The sequence below is a fragment of the Hymenobacter sp. HDW8 genome (assembly GCF_011305775.1).
GTDB lineage: Bacteria > Bacteroidota > Bacteroidia > Cytophagales > Hymenobacteraceae > Hymenobacter > Hymenobacter radiodurans.
This window is the reverse complement of sequence record NZ_CP049907.1, coordinates 3,578,422-3,596,092: the sequence shown is the minus strand read 5'-3', so window position 1 is coordinate 3,596,092 and position 17,671 is coordinate 3,578,422. Positions and strand designations below refer to the sequence as shown.

At 54.1% G+C, this 17,671-nt stretch carries 12 protein-coding genes; 10 read left to right on the top strand and 2 right to left on the bottom strand.

All coding sequences use genetic code 11. The features are described from left to right. Nucleotides 1–321: 321 nt before the first annotated feature. The 6 genes from G7064_RS15335 (at nt 322) to G7064_RS15310 (ending at nt 10,816) form a co-directional block, all read left to right on the top strand. Nucleotides 322–2,391: a DNA polymerase III subunit gamma/tau gene (locus tag G7064_RS15335; RefSeq protein ID WP_166074277.1), complete on the top strand. Its 2,070-nt coding sequence runs from the start codon at nt 322–324 to the stop codon at nt 2,389–2,391. Between the two features lie 67 nt (nt 2,392–2,458). After that, the gene (locus G7064_RS15330; RefSeq protein ID WP_166074276.1) at nt 2,459–4,102 is read left to right on the top strand and encodes an ArnT family glycosyltransferase; all 1,644 of its coding nucleotides are present in this window, start codon (nt 2,459–2,461) and stop codon (nt 4,100–4,102) included. Beyond that, nucleotides 4,065–5,768, top strand: coding sequence for a hypothetical protein (locus G7064_RS15325; RefSeq protein ID WP_166074275.1), 1,704 nt, complete (start codon nt 4,065–4,067; stop codon nt 5,766–5,768). The genes G7064_RS15330 and G7064_RS15325 overlap by 38 nt, the downstream gene beginning before the upstream one ends. 184 nt (nt 5,769–5,952) lie before the next feature. Continuing rightward, entirely contained in the window at nt 5,953–8,934 is a 2,982-nt protein-coding gene (locus tag G7064_RS15320; protein ID WP_240935521.1) for a M16 family metallopeptidase, read from the top strand. Nucleotides 8,935–9,007: 73 nt separating this feature from the next. Beyond that, nucleotides 9,008–10,273, top strand: coding sequence for an NADP-dependent isocitrate dehydrogenase (gene icd, locus G7064_RS15315; protein ID WP_166074274.1), 1,266 nt, complete (start codon nt 9,008–9,010; stop codon nt 10,271–10,273). Nucleotides 10,274–10,387: 114 nt separating this feature from the next. Beyond that, nucleotides 10,388–10,816 carry a putative quinol monooxygenase gene (locus tag G7064_RS15310; protein WP_166074273.1) on the top strand — a complete coding sequence of 143 codons (429 nt, stop codon included), beginning with the start codon at nt 10,388–10,390 and terminating at the stop codon, nt 10,814–10,816. 97 nt (nt 10,817–10,913) lie between these two features. On the opposite strand, the gene G7064_RS15305 is transcribed toward G7064_RS15310, so the two are convergent. Both G7064_RS15305 and G7064_RS15300 read right to left on the bottom strand, forming a co-directional pair. Then, nucleotides 10,914–11,471 carry a porin family protein gene (locus tag G7064_RS15305; protein WP_166074272.1) on the bottom strand — a complete coding sequence of 186 codons (558 nt, stop codon included), beginning with the start codon at nt 11,469–11,471 and terminating at the stop codon, nt 10,914–10,916. Between the two features lie 236 nt (nt 11,472–11,707). Next, the gene (locus G7064_RS15300) at nt 11,708–12,541 is read right to left on the bottom strand and encodes a phosphatase PAP2 family protein (RefSeq protein WP_166074271.1); all 834 of its coding nucleotides are present in this window, start codon (nt 12,539–12,541) and stop codon (nt 11,708–11,710) included. 260 nt (nt 12,542–12,801) lie between these two features. Here G7064_RS15300 and G7064_RS15295 point away from each other — a divergent pair, with 260 nt between their 5' ends. The 4 genes from G7064_RS15295 to G7064_RS23295 all read left to right on the top strand — a co-directional run bounded on the left by G7064_RS15295 (nt 12,802) and on the right by G7064_RS23295 (nt 17,632). After that, the gene (locus tag G7064_RS15295; protein WP_166074270.1) at nt 12,802–14,100 is read left to right on the top strand and encodes a PQQ-dependent sugar dehydrogenase; all 1,299 of its coding nucleotides are present in this window, start codon (nt 12,802–12,804) and stop codon (nt 14,098–14,100) included. A 705-nt stretch (nt 14,101–14,805) separates the two neighbouring features. Beyond that, nucleotides 14,806–15,786: an aspartate carbamoyltransferase catalytic subunit gene (locus G7064_RS15290; RefSeq protein WP_166074269.1), complete on the top strand. Its 981-nt coding sequence runs from the start codon at nt 14,806–14,808 to the stop codon at nt 15,784–15,786. 77 nt (nt 15,787–15,863) lie between these two features. Next, nucleotides 15,864–17,141 (top strand): dihydroorotase, encoded by a 1,278-nt coding sequence (locus G7064_RS15285; RefSeq protein WP_166074268.1) that lies wholly within the window; start codon nt 15,864–15,866, stop codon nt 17,139–17,141. Nucleotides 17,142–17,230: 89 nt separating this feature from the next. After that, nucleotides 17,231–17,632 (top strand): Imm50 family immunity protein, encoded by a 402-nt coding sequence (locus G7064_RS23295; protein WP_410505503.1) that lies wholly within the window; start codon nt 17,231–17,233, stop codon nt 17,630–17,632. The last annotated feature ends 39 nt before the right edge of the window (nt 17,633–17,671 follow it).

The following is a 17,671-nucleotide window of genomic DNA, read 5'->3' as shown; positions in this document are numbered from 1 at the left end:
AGACAGAGAAGTCATGGCAGATAGATCAGGACGCTACTGCCTATTCTGATAAATGCTGTATGCGACTGAAACAGAGAGCTACGTGCAGCCTCCTATTCACTGAATCCAAGTGATATGGAAGGGCGCATTATCACACATAAGATAGTTTGGAAAATTGACGAAACCAATCATGATTCTTCATTATCTACTTGTTATTCAATAATATAATATAATTACAATATTAAAGGTGATACAACCGTATTGGGCTGATGCTAGTGGCGTGCAACGCCTAAAATGCAGTCGGATGCGCCACTTGGATTGCCTATCTTTGTAGATAGAAGTATGGAAAATTTCGTCGTTTCGGCCCGTAAGTACCGTCCTGCCACCTTTCGGAGCGTGGTGGGGCAGCAGCACGTGACTACCACGCTGCAAAACGCTATTGTCAGCAACCACCTAGCCCAGGCTTTCCTGTTTTGCGGCCCGCGCGGGGTGGGCAAAACCACCTGCGCCCGCATTCTGGCCAAGACCATCAACTGCCAGAACCTCTCGCCCGAAACGGAAGCCTGCGACCAGTGCGAGTCGTGCCGCTCGTTCAACCAGAACGCGTCGTTCAACGTGCACGAGCTGGATGCAGCCTCCAACAACTCCGTCGAGGACATTCGCTCGCTGGTGGAGCAGGTGCGCTACGCCCCCCAAACCGGCAAATACAAGATCTACATTATTGACGAGGTGCACATGCTCTCCAACGCGGCCTTCAATGCCTTTTTGAAGACGCTGGAAGAGCCGCCCTCCTACGCCATTTTCATCCTGGCTACCACCGAGCGGCACAAGATCATCCCCACGATTCTGTCACGCTGCCAGATATTCGACTTTAACCGAATCCGGGTTGATGACATCGTGGGGCACCTGGGCTACATCGCAAAGCAAGAGCACATTACGGCCGAGCCGGATGCGCTGCATTTAGTAGCGCAGAAGGCTGACGGCGCGTTGCGCGATGCCTTGTCCATCTTCGATCAGATGGTCACGTTTTCGGGCAACTCGCTCCGCTATCAGGATGTGGTGCAGAACCTGCACATTCTGGACTATGAATACTACTTCCGGCTGGTCGATTTTCTGGTGAGCGAAAACCTCTCCGGCTCGCTGCTTTTGCTGGAAGAAATCATGCAGAACGGCTTCGACCTGCACAACTTTGTGGTGGGCGCGGCCGAGCACTTGCGCGGCCTACTGGTGTGCAAAGACCCGGTAACGGTGCAGTTGCTGGAGGTTTCGGAAGGCATTCGGGCGCGCTACGTGCAGCAGGCTCAGGCGGCGCCGCTGCCGTTTTTGCTGTCGGCCCTGAATCTGATCAGCCAGTGCGACCGGGAGTTTAAGCAAGCCAAAAACCAGCGCCTGCACGTGGAGCTGACGCTGATGAAGCTGACGTATCTCAACGGCGCAGTGCAGTTTGCCCGCGAGCTGGGCGCTGGCTCCAACGGGTCGGCGAACGGCGAGGCTAAAAAAAAAAGTAGCGTAAATAGTTCAGCGCCGCAAAATGCCCCCCAGCCTACTCCCGTAACTGGTTCAAGCGCTCCAATGGCGCGGCCAGTAGCGGTTCCGGCGGCACCTGCTGCCTCTATTACTCCGGCGTCGAGCAATGGAGTGGCTAAAATGCCCCCCAGCGCTACTTTATCAGAATCAGAACTCGTGTCGGCACCCGCTGAATCGGAGGAGATAATTCCGGTGGAAAGCGGCGTGGAGGAATTGCACAACACGCCCAGCATCGAAGACGAAGAGGCTGACTTGCCAACAGCGCAGCATCAGGTGCTTGATACGGTGCCGCACGTAGATACCGGCGCGCCCAGTGTAGCTGGTCACGAGCCGGGCCAAACGCCACCAGCGCCAAAAATGCCCCCCGCTCCCTCGTTGGCCGCTGTCAAGCCGCTGAATGGGGCTAGTAAGATTCCGAGTCTGAAAGACCTGAAAGCCCAGGTGGCCCAGCAGGCCACCGTGGTCAAAAATGCCCCCCAGGAAGTGGCTGAGCCCAGTGGGCCCGCACTTGGTCTACCGGCCGTGGACGAAGAACTGCTCCAGCGCGTGTGGCAGGAGTTGAAAGAGGAAAAACGGGCGCAGGACCGTATGAGTGAGTACATGGTGCTGAATCGGCCGGTAACGGTTAATGAGCAGCATGTCATTGAGCTAGTGGTCGACAATCCTATTCAAATTGATCAGTTCAATGATTTTCGGATTGAGTTTCTGACCGAGCTGCGACGGCGTACGGGCTACCCGCGCCTCACGGTGCAGCCCGTGATGGGGGAGCAGGTGCAAACGGCACGCAAGCTGTATACCTCGGCCGATAAGTTTGAATATCTGGCCGACAAGTTTCCGTCCCTTCGTGAGATGAAGCAACGGCTGGGGCTCGACACTGATTTTTAAGGTATTGGTTGAGCGTTAGGCTCTTCTTACATCCACAAGCCTACACATATTGACTTTTCTTAGCAGCTTGATAAACAAGCTTTTACCGGCTCGTCATCAACGGCTTATTGTCGGCTCCTTTTTTGGCCTGCTTGTTTTGTTGGGCCTGCTGCTGCACCGCGACTATGGCGTATCGGCTGATGAGGCGAACAACCACCTAAACGGGCTGGTGAGCGCCAAATACTTGGCCCAACTGGTGGCCCCCGAACTGGTAGCCCGCCAAGCAAGCAGCCACCTGATTCCCGACATCCGCACCTTTGCCGATGCCGACCACGGTGTGGCCTTCGAGCTCCCGCTTGCCCTGCTCAGCTTTGTCTTTACTCATGGCAATTCGCAAGCGTTCTACCATTTGCGCCACTTCTGTGTTTTTCTGGTCTTCCTAGTAGGCGTTTGGGCCCTGTACCGGTTGGCAACGCTTCGCTGGAGAGATTGGCGCTTGGGCCTGGTGTCCGCTGGCCTGTTGGTACTCTCCCCACGCTTTTTCGCCGAGTCCTTCTATAACGGCAAGGATATCGTTTACATGGCCTTGTTCACTTTAGCTATGTACACACTTACGCGCCTGCTGCAGCGCCCTACTGTTGGGCGAGTGTTGGTGCATGGCTTGGCTACGGCCTTAGCTGTAGATGTGCGCGTGCAGGGTTTACTGCTAGTGTTGATGAGTGGGCTGTTGCTCGGCTTGGAAGCGTACTACCGCCCACGAGTCGAGCGCCACACGCAAGGATGGGTAAGTGCGGCAGCGCTATATGTGGTGGCAGCGCTGGGCCTAACCGTGTTGGGTTGGCCTTACCTGTGGGCACTGTCTTGGGACGAGCTACTCGCCGCCACCCAACGCATCAGTCAGTATCCGTGGCGGGGCTCGGTTCTGTATTTAGGACACGCTTACCGGGTCCCAACAGAGCACTTGCCTTGGCATTATATCCCCGTCTGGATTGTAGTTACCACACCGGTAACCTACACGCTAGCGGCAGCTGGGGGGCTTTTTCTGATTGCGCGTCGGCTGCTGGGCCAATGGCCAGGCTACTTTCGGACTGCGGAGCACCGCTTTGATTTGCTCTTGTTGCTGTGGCTCTTCGTACCGCTTTTTCTTGTAATGGCCTTGAATTCAGTGGTGTATAACGGTTGGCGGCACTTATACTTTGTTTACCCTGCTTTTATTTTATTGGCGATTGGCGGCTTGCGACATATCTATTTCCTGACCCAACACCACTCTAAAGTACTTGCCCTAACGGCGACTTTAGTGCTTGTAGCAACTGGACTTGAAGTCGCTTATACAGGGATGCGTATGGTTAAGGCTCATCCGCATCAGTACGTATATTTCAGTTTCTTACCTCCCACTACTGCCGAGCGGTTATTTGAGCTTGACTATTGGGGCCTCTCCTACCGGCAAGGGCTAGACTGGGTGCTTGCACACGATGCTAGCACCCAGATAACGTTTAGCGGAAACCCAGGATACCTTAACAATAACATGCTGATTTTGCCCCCCAGCCAGCGGGCGCGCTTGCATTATATCCCCAGTTCCATTCCTGAAACACCCACAAAGGCTCGCTACTTTCTGACCGCTTACCATTACTACGGCGCACGCCCCAAAACCTACCCCGATAGTCTGGGGCGGGAGGTATATACCATCCGGGCCGATGGCCTGCGCATCTTCTCGGTATTCAAGCGCTGGTAAGCTGCCTGTTTCCTCATCCTATGCCATTGGTTCGTTTGTCTTTGCAGTCGCTGCTTTCCGTGCGTCGAATCGTTGTGGGGGCTTTTTTGGCCTGCTCTTACTCACGGGCCTACTGGTGCACCGCGACTACGGAGTATCCGTGGATGAGCCACGCCACAGGCTTAATGGCATGGTAAACATCAAGTATGTGGGGGAGCTGCTGGCGCCGGAACTCGTGCGTCGGCAAGCGGGTAATGAGCTGATTCCGGCTCTTAAAGGTTGGAGTGAAAATGACCACGGCGTAGCCTTTGAGGTACCCATGGCTCTACTGAATTTTGCTTTCACGCGCAACAACATCCAGGCTGCTTACTGGCTGCGCCACCTATGCATTTTTCTCGTATTCGTGGCGGGCGTGTATGGGTTGTATGGCTTAGCTACCCTGCGCTTTCAGAGCTGGCGCTGGGGCCTGCTGACAGCTTTGCTGCTGGTACTGTCGCCCCGCTTCTTTGCCGAGGCTTTTTATAATGCGCAGGATATCGTGTTCATGGCACTGTTTACCCTGAGCATCTACTCCCTGACCTGCTTCCTAAGTAGCCCCAGCTACCTACGCGCCTTGCTGCACGCGTTGATTACCGCACTGGCTATTGATATCCGCATCGTTGGCATCATTAGCGTGGCTTTTACGCTGGGAATGGTAGGCACCGAATTACTACTGAGACCAACAACGGAACAGGGGCGTAAGCTGAAACTTCTGAGATGCACGTTGTTCTTCGCCATTACACTGCCCCTCTTTGTTCTCATTGGCTGGCCTGCCCTGTGGGAGGCACCGCTCCACAATTTTGCAGGTATTTTTCGTAGCATGAGTCACTACTCCCTTTGGCAAGGACGGGTGATATATTTTGGGCTGCTCCTTAAAGGCACCCAAATCCCATGGCATTATATTCCGGTCTGGATCATTATCACAACGCCACTGCCCTATCTACTCGGAGCTGGAGTAGGTTTGGTGGTTGAGTTTCGCACCTGGCTGCGCGGAGGTATAGAATACCTGCGTCCGTTGGATCAGCGCCTAGGCCTGCTTAGCATAGTGTGGCTGCTAGGACCCATTTTACTTATTATTTGGCGGCACTCCGTGGTGTACAACGGCTGGCGGCATCTATACTTCGTTTACCCGGCACTAGTTCTACTGACTGTGCAGGGAATACGATCTTTGATTTCGTATGGTCAACAATCACAGGGACGAAAACGCTTGGTTTATAGCCTTATCCTGCTGGCTGGACTGGAAGTAGGGCATACTGTGTGGCGCATGGTGCGAGAACACCCACAGCAACAGGTGTATTTTAGCTTTCTGCCTGCTAATACCGTTGTACAGTTGTTCGATCGTGACTATTGGGGTTTGTCATACCGGCAAGGCTTGGAGTGGATCTTGGCCAACGATACTAGTCCGAAGGTGACATATTGCGGCGATCCGTGGATGCTTTACTGCGCTACACTCCTATTGTCGGAAGCCCAGAAAAACAGACTGCAGTACATCTGGAATGCTAACCGTCCGGAAGCCAGTTACTTTCTCACAAACTATTCTTGGCGCAAGCAGTCTCCTACCTATCCAGATACTGTGGGATTAGGACGCATGGTGCATACCATTCAGGTAGATGGCATCCCGATTTTATCGGTCTACAAGCAACGCTAGAAAGTCTCCTAAGCAACTTTTGGAGCTGGCTCTATTCCAGCTACCAACCCAGGAATTCGTGGCCACCTTTTCGGCTTAGATACAGCATAATCTTACCTAAATGCTGTATCGTTTTTAATTCCAGCCCCCACCAAGTATCTTTGATTTCTTATTGCTCTGCCCTGTTTTCTGCACCGGAAATTCTGTGAAAAAACCTTTTCTGCTTCTATTTCCGGCCATAGCCGCGCTTGGCCTGACTACCGAGTGCCAATCAACGAAGACGGCCTCTACTGGCAATGCCCCCACTGATGCTACAACCCAAGCCAGTGCCCCAGCCGCCAAAGAATACAAATACGAGACAGTAGAAGGCGACCCACTCAAAGCACGCATTTATACTCTCGACAATGGCCTGACGGTCTATTTGTCGGATTACGATGATGCGCCCCGCATCCAGACATACATGGCGGTGCGGGCAGGGTCCAAGAACGACCCGAGTACTGCCACCGGCCTAGCGCACTACCTGGAGCACATGGTGTTCAAAGGCACCTCGCGCTTGGGCACCCAAAACTGGGAAGCAGAGAAGACCGAACTAGCGAAGATTGAAGCACTTTACGAGAAGTATCGTGGTACCCGCGACGTAGCGTTGCGCAAGCAGCTTTACCACCAGATCGATTCTGTATCGGGGGTAGCGGCTAAGTATGCCGTGGCCAACGAGTACGACAAAGTGATGGGCGCTATCGGCGCCAAAGGCTCCAACGCTTACACCTCCGTGGAGCAGACGGTGTATCAGGAAGACATTCCGAGCAACCAGTTGGAGAAATGGGCCGCCATTCAGGCTGAGCGCCTGGGCGAAATGGTACCGCGCTTGTTTCACACGGAGTTGGAGGCCGTTTATGAAGAGAAAAACCGGACCCTCGACGACGACTTCAGTAAGGCGTACCAGGCGCTAAATGCCAGTCTGTACCAGAAGCACCAGTATGGTACCCAAACGACTATTGGTACCATTGAGCACTTGCAAAACCCCTCCATCACGGAGATTAAGGCTTATTTCGACAAGTATTACGTTCCGAACAACGTAGCGCTGGCCCTGAGCGGCGACCTGGATTACGATCAGAACATTCGCATCATTGATCAGTACTTTGGCAAGCTGCCTCGTAAGGCCGAGCCTACGTTTACCGTTGCACAGGAAGCCCCCATTACGGCACCCATCGTGAAGGAAATTGTGGGGCCGGATGCCGAGAACGTGATGCTGGGCTTCCGCTTCCGCGGCACGACCACGGGCACGCCCAATACGGTGGTACTGCGCATGATCGACAAGATTCTGACCAACGGACAGGCCGGTTTGATTGACCTGAACCTGAACCAGCAGCAGAAGGTGTTGCAGGCGGCTTCATTCACCGATATCAATAACGACTACTCTTCCCATATTCTCTACGCTACGCCTCGCCAGGGCCAAAGCTTGGACCAAGTGCGCGACTTGCTGCTGGGCCAACTGGACAAGGTGAAGAAGGGCGACTTTCCGGATTGGCTGATTCCGGCCATCATCAACAACGAAAAGCTGCAGCGCACCAAGAGCTACGAGAGCAATGAGGCTCGCGCTGGTGCTTTTGTGTCAGCTTTCGTGGCGCGGCAGTCGTGGAAAGAGTACCTGCGGCAGCAGGAGATGTTTGCCGCCACCACGAAGGAGGATGTGCTGAAAGTAGCCAACGAGTATTACCAGAACAACTACGCGCTCATTTACAAGCGCACGGGCAAAGACACCAGCACGCCCAAAGTAGTGAAGCCCGCTATTACGCCGGTGCCGGTAAATCGGGAGGTGGCTTCTAGTTTCTACAAGGAAGTAGTAGACAAGCCGAGCCCAGAATTGCAGCCGGTATTCGTTGATTACAAGAAGGATATACAAGAATTGAAGCTGGCTTCGGGCGTGCCGGTGTTTTACACCAAGAACACCGAAAACGAGCTATTCAACCTGTACTATATCCTCGACCTTGGCACCAATAACGACCCTAAGCTGGGTTTGGCGGCTGATTACCTGCAATACCTCGGCACTGATAAATACTCGGCGGCGCAGTTGCAGCAGGAGTTTTATAAGCTCGGCTGCTCGTTCAGCGTGAGCAGCGGCGCCGACCGTGTGTACGTGAGCCTGGCTGGTCTGGACAGCAATTTTGAGCCAGCGTTGCAGCTGTTTGAAAGCCTGCTCGCTAATCCCAAGCCCGATGCTAAGGCCCTGAGCGATATGGTGGCTGGTGTGCTGAAAGCCCGCAAGGACGCCAAGCTAAATAAGCAGGTGATTTTGAGTCAGGCGATGCTGAACTACGCCAAGTATGGTCCCAAGAATCCTTTCACAACCCAGCTTTCCGAGAAGGAGCTAAAAGCACTGAAGCCTCAGGATCTGACGGCTCTTACCAAGAAGCTGACTTCCTATCAGCACCGTGCGCTGTACTATGGTCCCCGTCCAGCCAATGGGTTGGTAGCAGTATTGAACACGGGCCACAAAACGCCCCCCACGCTCACGCCCGTGCCTGCAAACAAGGATTTTGCCGAGCAGCCTATGAAGGACCGCAAGGTGTATTGGGTGGACTACAATATGGTGCAGGCTGAAATCCTGTTCCTGACCAAGGGTGACGTATACGACAAAACCTTGGTGCCCACGGTGAGCTTGTACAACGAGTACTTCGGCAGCGGTATGGGCAGCATCGTGTTTCAGGAGCTGCGCGAATCTAAGGCGCTGGCTTACTCGGCCTACTCGCGCTACGCCAATGCTGACAAGCTCGGCCGCTCCAACTTCGTGATGAGCTACATCGGTACGCAGAGCGACAAGCTTCCGGAAGCTATGACTGGTATGGCGACCCTACTCAACGACATGCCCGTGGCTGAGGCTAACCTGCAAATCGCCAAAAACTCCATTCGCAATAGCATTGCCACGGAGCGCATCACTAAGTCGGATATCCTGTTCAGCTACGAGCGCGCCAAACGCTTGGGCCTCGACTACGATTTGCGGCGCGACGTGTATGAGAAAACGGCCAATATGAGCTTCGACGACCTGAAGAAATTTCAGGAAGCGAAGGTGAAAAATCAAGCGCAGACTATTCTGGTTATTGGCTCGAAAGACCGCTTGAACTTTAAGGAGCTGGCCAAGTATGGCAAAGTAGAGCAGCTCACGCTGCGCGAGATATTTGGGTACTAAAAAGCCCCCCAGCACAGTAACAACTCCAATTTCATACTAATAACTGTCAACTAACCACTGACAACTCTTGACAATGGCAGAACAGAAGATCACCATCAAAAACGGCAAGCTGAATGTACCCGATAAGCCTACCATTCCCTTCATTGAAGGCGACGGTACGGGACCGGACATTTGGGCTGCTTCCCGGCGTGTGCTTGACGCGGCCGTGGAGAAAGCCTATGGCGGTAAGCGCCAGCTGATGTGGAAAGAGGTGATGGCCGGCGAAAAGTCGTTTAAGCAAACCGGCAACTGGCTGCCCAATGAGACCTTAGATGCCTTCCGCGAGTACTTGGTAGGCATAAAAGGCCCCCTGACGACGCCCGTAGGCGGTGGCATTCGCTCCCTGAATGTGGCCCTGCGTCAGGAGCTAGACCTGTACGCGTGCGTGCGCCCGGTGCGTTGGTTTGAAGGTGTGCCTTCTCCCGTGAAGCAGCCCGAACTGACCGACATGGTTATCTTCCGGGAAAACACTGAGGATATCTACGCCGGCATCGAGTACATGAATGGCACGCCTCAGGCTCAGAAAATGCTGGAATTCCTGCAAGATGAGATGGGCGTAAAGAAGATTCGCTTCCCGGAGTCGTCGTCGTTTGGCATTAAGCCAGTGTCGAAGGAAGGCACTGAGCGCTTGGTACGTGCGGCTATTGAGTATGCCATCGAGCACAAAAAGCCTTCTGTGACCATCGTGCACAAGGGCAACATTATGAAGTTCACCGAGGGTGCATTCAAAACCTGGGGTTATGAGTTGGCTGAGCGCGAGTTTGGCGACAAAGTGTACACCTGGGCGCAGTACGACCGCGTAGCCGCCAAGCAGGGCCAAGACGTAGCCAATGCCCAGCAGAAAGCAGCTCTCGACGGCGGCAAAATCCTGATCAAAGACAGCATCGCGGATGCGTTCCTACAGCAGATTCTGCTCCGCCCCGCTGATTACTCGGTGGTAGCAACCCTGAACCTGAACGGCGACTATATCTCCGACGCGCTGGCGGCCATCGTGGGTGGTATCGGCATTGCGCCGGGGGCCAATATCAACTACCTCACCGGCCACGCCATCTTCGAAGCTACCCACGGCACGGCTCCCAAGTACGCTGGCCAGGACAAAGTAAACCCCGGCTCGGTAATTCTCTCCGGCGCTTTGATGCTGGAGCACCTGGGCTGGCAGGAAGCAGCCGACCTCATCTACAAAGGCCTCGAAACCGCCATCGCCTCCAAGCGCGTAACCTACGACTTCGAGCGTTTGATGGAAGGCGCTACGCTGTTGAAATGCAGCGAATTTGGCGACGAGATTATTAAGGATATGTAGTAGTAACTATAAAAACGAAAGGCCGCGGTGATAACTCACCACGGCCTTTCGTTTTTATAGCATTTCATACTCATGGTGCTTACATTATGTATGCCTCCTTCAACTTACCTTAATATGAAAGCACTACACATATTTTTCAAGGCTTTTATGGCCATATTATTATTCAATTCCTGTGATAATTCGAGCCAACTAAATAACAATGTTCAGATAAATGACATGATGATTAGAATTTCTGAAATAGAAATACATGCTAATTATCTGCAAGAATATAATGCAATTCTAAAAGAAGAATCTGCAGCTTCTGTTCGGTTGGAGCCGGGTGTTATCGCTATTTATCCGATGTATCAGAAAGATAACCCAACTCAAATAAGAATTTTAGAAATGTATAAGAACAAGGGTGCCTATGAGTCACATTTAAAAACTCCGCATTTTCAGAAATACAAAACCACTACTATTAAGATGGTAAAAGCATTGCGACTTATAGATATGGAAGCTATTGACGCGGAAACAATGCCCCAGATATTTTATAAATTAAATAAATAAGTCGCAAGAAGTTTTATCCCCTAACTGGCGCGAGTTAGTAGCTCGTGACTAGTCTTGCAGTGGAGGTACAAGCACGCGCCAGTAGCCGTTGGTGAAATTAAAAAATAGCGGCAACCGATACCTGCACTGATTGAAACTTGAACTCCTGTAGACTCGAGCGTTGCTTGAGCATGATATGATTCAGGCCATGCGTATAGCGGGCGCTGAGGCTTACATTATTCAGTAGACTCACCCCTACGCCGGCTGTAGCACCAATACTTCGCTCCTCTGTATCGTTGGTAGTAGTCGTTGCTTGGCCGTTTGTACGCTCTTTGGCCTGAATCAACAAATCGAACTGTGGCCCAGCCAAGAGGCTGACGCGAGGGAAAACAGTATATCGAATCAGAACCGGCAGGGAGAGATAATCGAAACGGTAGTCCGTGGCGCTGTTAGTTTCCTTGCCCTGTAGGCGAGACCACAGATATTCCTGCTGAAAAGCAAGTTTTTCATTCAGCCTAATTCCTACCAGCAAGCCAGCGGTAAAGCCCGGCTTCCAGTTATTTTCAACGGGAGCAGGCGGCTTCGGGTAGCCTTTGTTGAAGTTCATGACGGAAAAATTGCCCCCCACGCTGGCCCCAAAGTAGACAACCTTATTTCTGAAGGGTCTTTGTTGCATAGGTTCTACCTGCGCCACAGTTGTTGGGTGGGATAAAGGAGCGGAATCCTGCGCTTTTCCCTGCAAACAAAGGCACGTAATCAAACTTACCGCTAGAGCATACTTCATCCTGGAAATATACATAATATCCTATGTATTATGCATAGCCTGGCCACCCACTTGCTACACGCATTTGGCATAACGAGTAGTTGTGCCAGCAGGAAGCTGTGGGGGGCTTTTTATTCAGGTACTGAAGTCTATAGCAGCTTGGTCAGCAGCAAGCCACCATACGAGTACCCGTTCACGTTTACGCCCTGCACAGGCACCATAGAGAAGCCACGGCGGCCAGCCGTTTTATGGAGCTGCGGCACCACAATCCCGACGGTGGCGCCCACGGCATAGCCCACAATATTGTCGGAAAGGAAATGCTTGCCGGCTTCCATGCGAGAGTAGGCAACGGCGGCGGGCACGAGGGCAGCGGCACCCCACACGAAGGGCTCAGCGGGCGAATCGGGGTGGAAATCGTGGAATACTTTGGCGGCGAAGAAAGTGGCCGTGGCAGTGTGGGCGGTGTGGCCGGCGAAGAATGAATTAGTAGAAATCTTGCTGTTGCGGTCGCCGCCGCCTTCCGTGCCGTAGAGAAACGGACGGTAGCGGTACACGGTGCCCACGGTCATGGTGAAGGCGGCAGAGGAGGTAGCCATCGTTTGGAGGTACAGCCCGAGGATCTGGCCGTAGTGCCCGCGCACATCCTTATTGAGCGCCAGCAAACCGGGCGCAATCACCAGGGAAGGATAGCAGAGCAGGTCGCCCACGGTTTGGGCCCGGTCGCTGTAGTTGCCGGCCACAAAACGGTCGAACTTGGGCACGTCGTTTTTATCGAGGGCAGCCAGTTCGGTGTCGTTTAGCCCACTTTTCTGCTGCACTAGGTATAGGCCCAGCCCGCCCAGAGCCCCCATGCCCAGCGTAATAGGTGCATCGACGGCGAAGCTGGTTCGGTAGGGTGAGGCAGGTGCTTGCTGGGCAGTAGCATTCGGCTTGGGCGCCAGCAGGAGCGTGACGGAAATCAGGAGGGCGGAGAAATGCTTCATAGAATAGTATAAATGAATGAGGCTGAAACGGCGAACCCAACTGTAAGGTTAATGTGGGCAGAAACCCTGCTGCGGGGGGCTTTTTTAGGTAGTGATGTTCAGGTAGCAGGCGCCGGAAAGCCAACCCGTGGTGGCGCATTATCCCGGCAGTATTTACTCGCCATCAACACTCCTTGCGCAGGGCTGTTACCTTCTTGCCGGCAAATAGTTTACTTGCTTCCGCATCCCGTATACACAGATCCAACGAACCATTTTCATCTATGAAGAACCATTTGTCCCGCTACTTGCTGCTCCCAACGGCCCTGGTCGGGAGCTTGTCTTTGTTTGCTCTCAAAACTGAGAATAAGGTGCTGGCCGACCCCGATAATGCTGGCCTGAAGCTACCAGCTGGCTTTGGCGCCCTGAAAGTAGCCGAAACCGGCGCTCGCACACGCCATATCACCGTGACGCCCCAGGGCACCATGTATGTCAAGTTGAACCGACCCAACAAAGAGGGCAAAGGCATTTTGGTGCTGCGCGAGACAAGCGGCGGCAAGGCGGAAGTTGTAAATGGGTTTGGCAGCTACGGTGGTACGGGCATCTACAGCGTGCCCGGCTTTTTGTATGCTTCCTCCGATGAGGAAGTGTTTCGCTACAAGCTGAACGCGAAAGGCGAAGTAACCAACCCCACCCAGCCCGAGAAGATTATTACCGGCCTTATCAATCGGCGACAGCACGAAAGCAAGTCGATAGCCCAGGATAAGGCGGGAAATATCTACGTCAATATTGGGGCGTATTCCAATGCCTGTCAGGTGAAAGACCGGCAGAAAGGCTCGCTGGGTAAGCCCAATTGTCCGGTGCTAGATTCGGCGGGGGGCATTTGGCAGTTCCGAGCCGATAAGCTCAACCAAACCTATGGCGACGGTGTGCGCTATGCCACCGGCCTGCGCAACGTGGTAGGCTTGGATTGGAACACCCAAGCGAACCAGCTTTTTGTAATGCAGCATGGCCGCGACCAGCTCCACGACAACTTCCCGGAATTGTACGACACAAAGCAGTCGGCGGAGCTACCAGCCGAGTGCATGTACGCCCTCAATAAAGGGGATAACGCCGGCTGGCCCTACATCTATTACGACAACGTGCAGCGCAAGAAGATGATGGCTCCCGAGTACGGCGGCGACGGCAAGAAAGTAGCCACCGGCAACTACATAGATCCGGCGGCGGCCTACCCCGCTCACACGGCGCCCAACGCGCTGCTGTTCTACACGGGCACCATGTTTCCGGAGAAATACCGCAACGGGGCTTTCATCGCCTTCCACGGCTCTTGGAACCGCGCCCCCGAGCCACAAAAAGGCTATTACATAGCTTTCCAGCCGTTTAAAGACGGCAAGCCTTCCGGCGAGTGGGAAGTATTTGCGGATAATTTTGCTGGCTCACCGGAAAAAGCCACTGCCGGTCGGCCGGACCACAAGCCTTGCGGCCTAGCCCAAGGCCCTGATGGCTCGCTCTACGTTACCGACGACAAGCAGGGCACGATTTACCGCATTGTCTACGCTAGAGAGTCAAAAAATACCAATTAGGCCCGGATACCCGGTTCTCATATAGCCTAACTGAATTTTAGCGAATAATGCGAAGAGAATAAAACCGGGTAACCGCTATACTAACAATTGCTACATAGTTGCCGGCCGAAAATGAATCAGCCCATGAACGATCGAGTAGTTCATGGGCTGCTTGCCGCCGGAGCGTGACGGTCCGCTAGCTGAGGCGAGCGGAATAAAGAGCTAAAGTTAGAGTGGATTGTGCTTGCAAAGCAATTGGTTACGCGGGCCATAATTTTTTTTGCTGGCGACAGGAATGACAAAAAGCGCGTCGTTTAGCCCGTAGGGTCGAAAATAAAAGTTGAGAAAAGCAGCACGAAAAAAAATCAACATTGCCGATGCGGTGCCGGGCGCAACAATGCCGTAGTTTTGTAGCATGCTTCAACCAAAAAACTTGTTCCTGAAGCGTGGAACCCTGCTCGGCAGGGAACTGCGAGTGGACCGGAAGGTCTTTGTCACCATCGGTTCTCCCGATTTTGCCTCTGGTATTTCCGTTGTTTTTTCTGAGAGTTGCCCCACTACCGTTTCGGATTTCGAAACGGTTTTTTTATGTCCCTTGAGTTCCTCGGCTGCCGCGCTGCGGCCACTTCACACTTCATAACGCAAACGCGGGGTAGGCGCATCGAAAATGGATAGTCTTACCCGTCTCTTACGACTGAACACGTACTTATTTTCCTCAATTCCGGTATGGCACGTAAAGACCTGCTCGACATCGCATCCCTCCACCGTGAGGAAATCGAGTTCCTGCTCGACCAATCCACGTCCTTTAAAAAACTATTCACCCGCTCGGTGAAAAAAATACCCGCCCTCGAGGGTAAGTCCGTGCTTATGCTGTTCTATGAGGCCAGCACCCGGACGCACTCCTCCTTCGAGGTCGCGGCCAAACGCCTCTCGGCGGAGGTAACGAATTTCAACATCGACCACTCCTCCATCACCAAGGGCGAGTCGGTGCGCGAAACAATTGAGACGCTCCAGGCCATGCGCACCGACTACATCGTCGTCCGCCACGGTCACTCCGGCCTGCCCGGCATGATTGCCCGCCAAACCACGGCGTCGGTTATCAATGCCGGCGACGGGGCGCACGCGCACCCCACCCAAGCCCTGCTAGACGCTTTCACCATCAAGGAAAAATTCCCCGACCCTCGGGGCAAAAGAGTCCTCATCATCGGGGATATTCTCCACTCCCGCGTCGCGCGCTCTACCAGCACCCTGCTGCAAAAGCTGGGCGTCGACGTTGCTTACCTCGGCCCAGGCTCGCTAGTGCCCAAGTACGGCCCAGCCACCATTCCCCGGTTCACCGACTATGAGGCGGCCATGGCCTGGGCGCCCGATGTGGTGTACCTGCTCCGCGTGCAGCTGGAGCGCCAGGACGTGCAGTTTTTCCCCAGTGTCCGCGAATATCATCGGGTCTACGGCATCACCAACACCCGGCTGGCGGAAATCAGCGACAGGGGCCTCTACATCATGCACCCCGGCCCCGTGAACCGGGGGGTCGAACTGTGCGACGCCGTTATGGACTACGAGCGCAGCCTGATCACCAACCAGGTAGAAAACGGGATTTCTGTTCGCATGGCCGTACTCGACTGGCTTACGCCGGGCGGAGAGTTCCCGCGACAGGAAGCGTATGCCACCCCGCAGCGAGCCAGCTCGACGGTAATTATGCCCTAACCGCCGGATGCGGCGGTTGACTCCACTGTTTAACTTACATCTTCCATAACCCTCTGGTTTACAGAAAATATCACTTCATGCTTCTCCTTCAAAACGCCCGCATCGCCTCCGAAAATTCACCCGTGCTACTTGAGAGCGATGTCCTGATTGTCGAAGGAAAAATCCAGGACATCGGCAGCAACCTAGCCATTCCCGAGGGCGCCCGCGTCATTGATGCACGGGGTCGCGTGCTTATGCCGGCCATGTTTGATGCCCACGTCCATTTCCGCGCCCCCGGGTTTGAGAACAAGGAAACCATCACCACGGGCAGCGAGGCGGCCATCAACGGCGGCGTGACCGGCGTCGTCATGATGCCCAACACCCGCCCGGCCCTCGACTCGGCCACCGCCGTGGACACTGTGCTGGAAAATGCCAGGCATCGTTCGCGCATTCCGGTGTACACCTCCGGCTGCGTCACCAAGAACCGCGAGGGCAAGGAACTGGCGGAAATCGAAGGTATGCGCCAGCTCGGGGTGAAAATGCTTACCGACGACGGCGATACCACCAGCGACCCGGCCGTGCTGTTGCGGGCCATGCAGTACGCCACCGAGTTTGGGATGTTTTTCGCTAGCCACTGCGAGGTGCCGGAACTGGCCGGGCCGCGCGCGCTCAACGAAGGGGTGATGAGCTACCGGCTCGGCATCAAAGGCTCGCCTGCGTGTGCGGAGGAAATCATTATCGACCGCGACATCCGCCTGGCCCGGGCGGCCGGCGCGCACGTGCACATCCAGCACGTGTCCAGCAAGCTCGGCATGGAGACCATCCGCTGGTGGAAATCGCGCGGCGACGTGAAAGTCACGGCGGAAGTGACCCCGCACCACCTGTTGTTCATCGACGAGCACATCGGCGACTACGACACAAACTACAAAATGAACCCGCCGCTGCGGACGCAGGCGGATTGTGATGCGTTGCTGGAAGGACTCATTGAAGGCGTCTTCGACCTCATTGCCACCGACCACGCGCCGCACACGCCGTTCGAAAAAGCCCAGGATTTCATCAGCGCGCCCAACGGCATCACCGGCCTGGATACGGCCTTGGTGTCGCTCCATCACTTCTTCGTAGAGCCCGGCAAATTCGGGTGGGACGTGGTGGTAAAGCGCTATTCGGCGGAGCCCCGCCGCCTGATGGACCTGCCGGTACCCACCATTGAAGTTGGCCAGGAAGCCAACTGCGTCTTGTTCGATACCGAAGCGGAAACGACCTTCACGCGGGAATTCATGAAATCTAAATCCCAGAACACGCCCTTCATCGACCAGACGCTGAAAGGTCGGGTAGACCTGGTGATTTTAGGTACGGATATCCTGCTGGAGCGCTAGAAGTAAAGTGTCATGCTGAGCTTGTCGAAGCATCTTTACTGCTTCGTTCACACGGCTGCAAACGCTGAATCTAATTAAGTACTATCTCGATGTGGGTTGAGCACGTTTTAAATCCCAAAACAATAACAAGTATTTACCCGGCGGAGCCCCCATCGTTATCGCAAGTGCAGTTACATGAATTATCTGTTATCTGTGGAGGTGACCTGCAATGTAGGCTTCGTTTCGACTTAAAGGATTTCCCTGTTGATGCTCCAATCAAATGGGTGCAGCAGAAATCCAACACAGTTCAACTGAGTCTAAACCTGATTCAAACCGAGCTAATTCAATGCACTATTCCCGGCGGGAGCGGCATTGGAGCCCTAAGTGTCATTCACGACGGGACACGCTTTCAGGTAACATTCACCACCCAGCCACAAGGAGTCGCTTTTCAAGCAATAGCTACTTGGATACATGTCGACAACATATCGAGCTACCAAAACGAACTTCGTTGACCGCACAACGAAGCGGTAGAGATGCTTCGACAAGCTCAG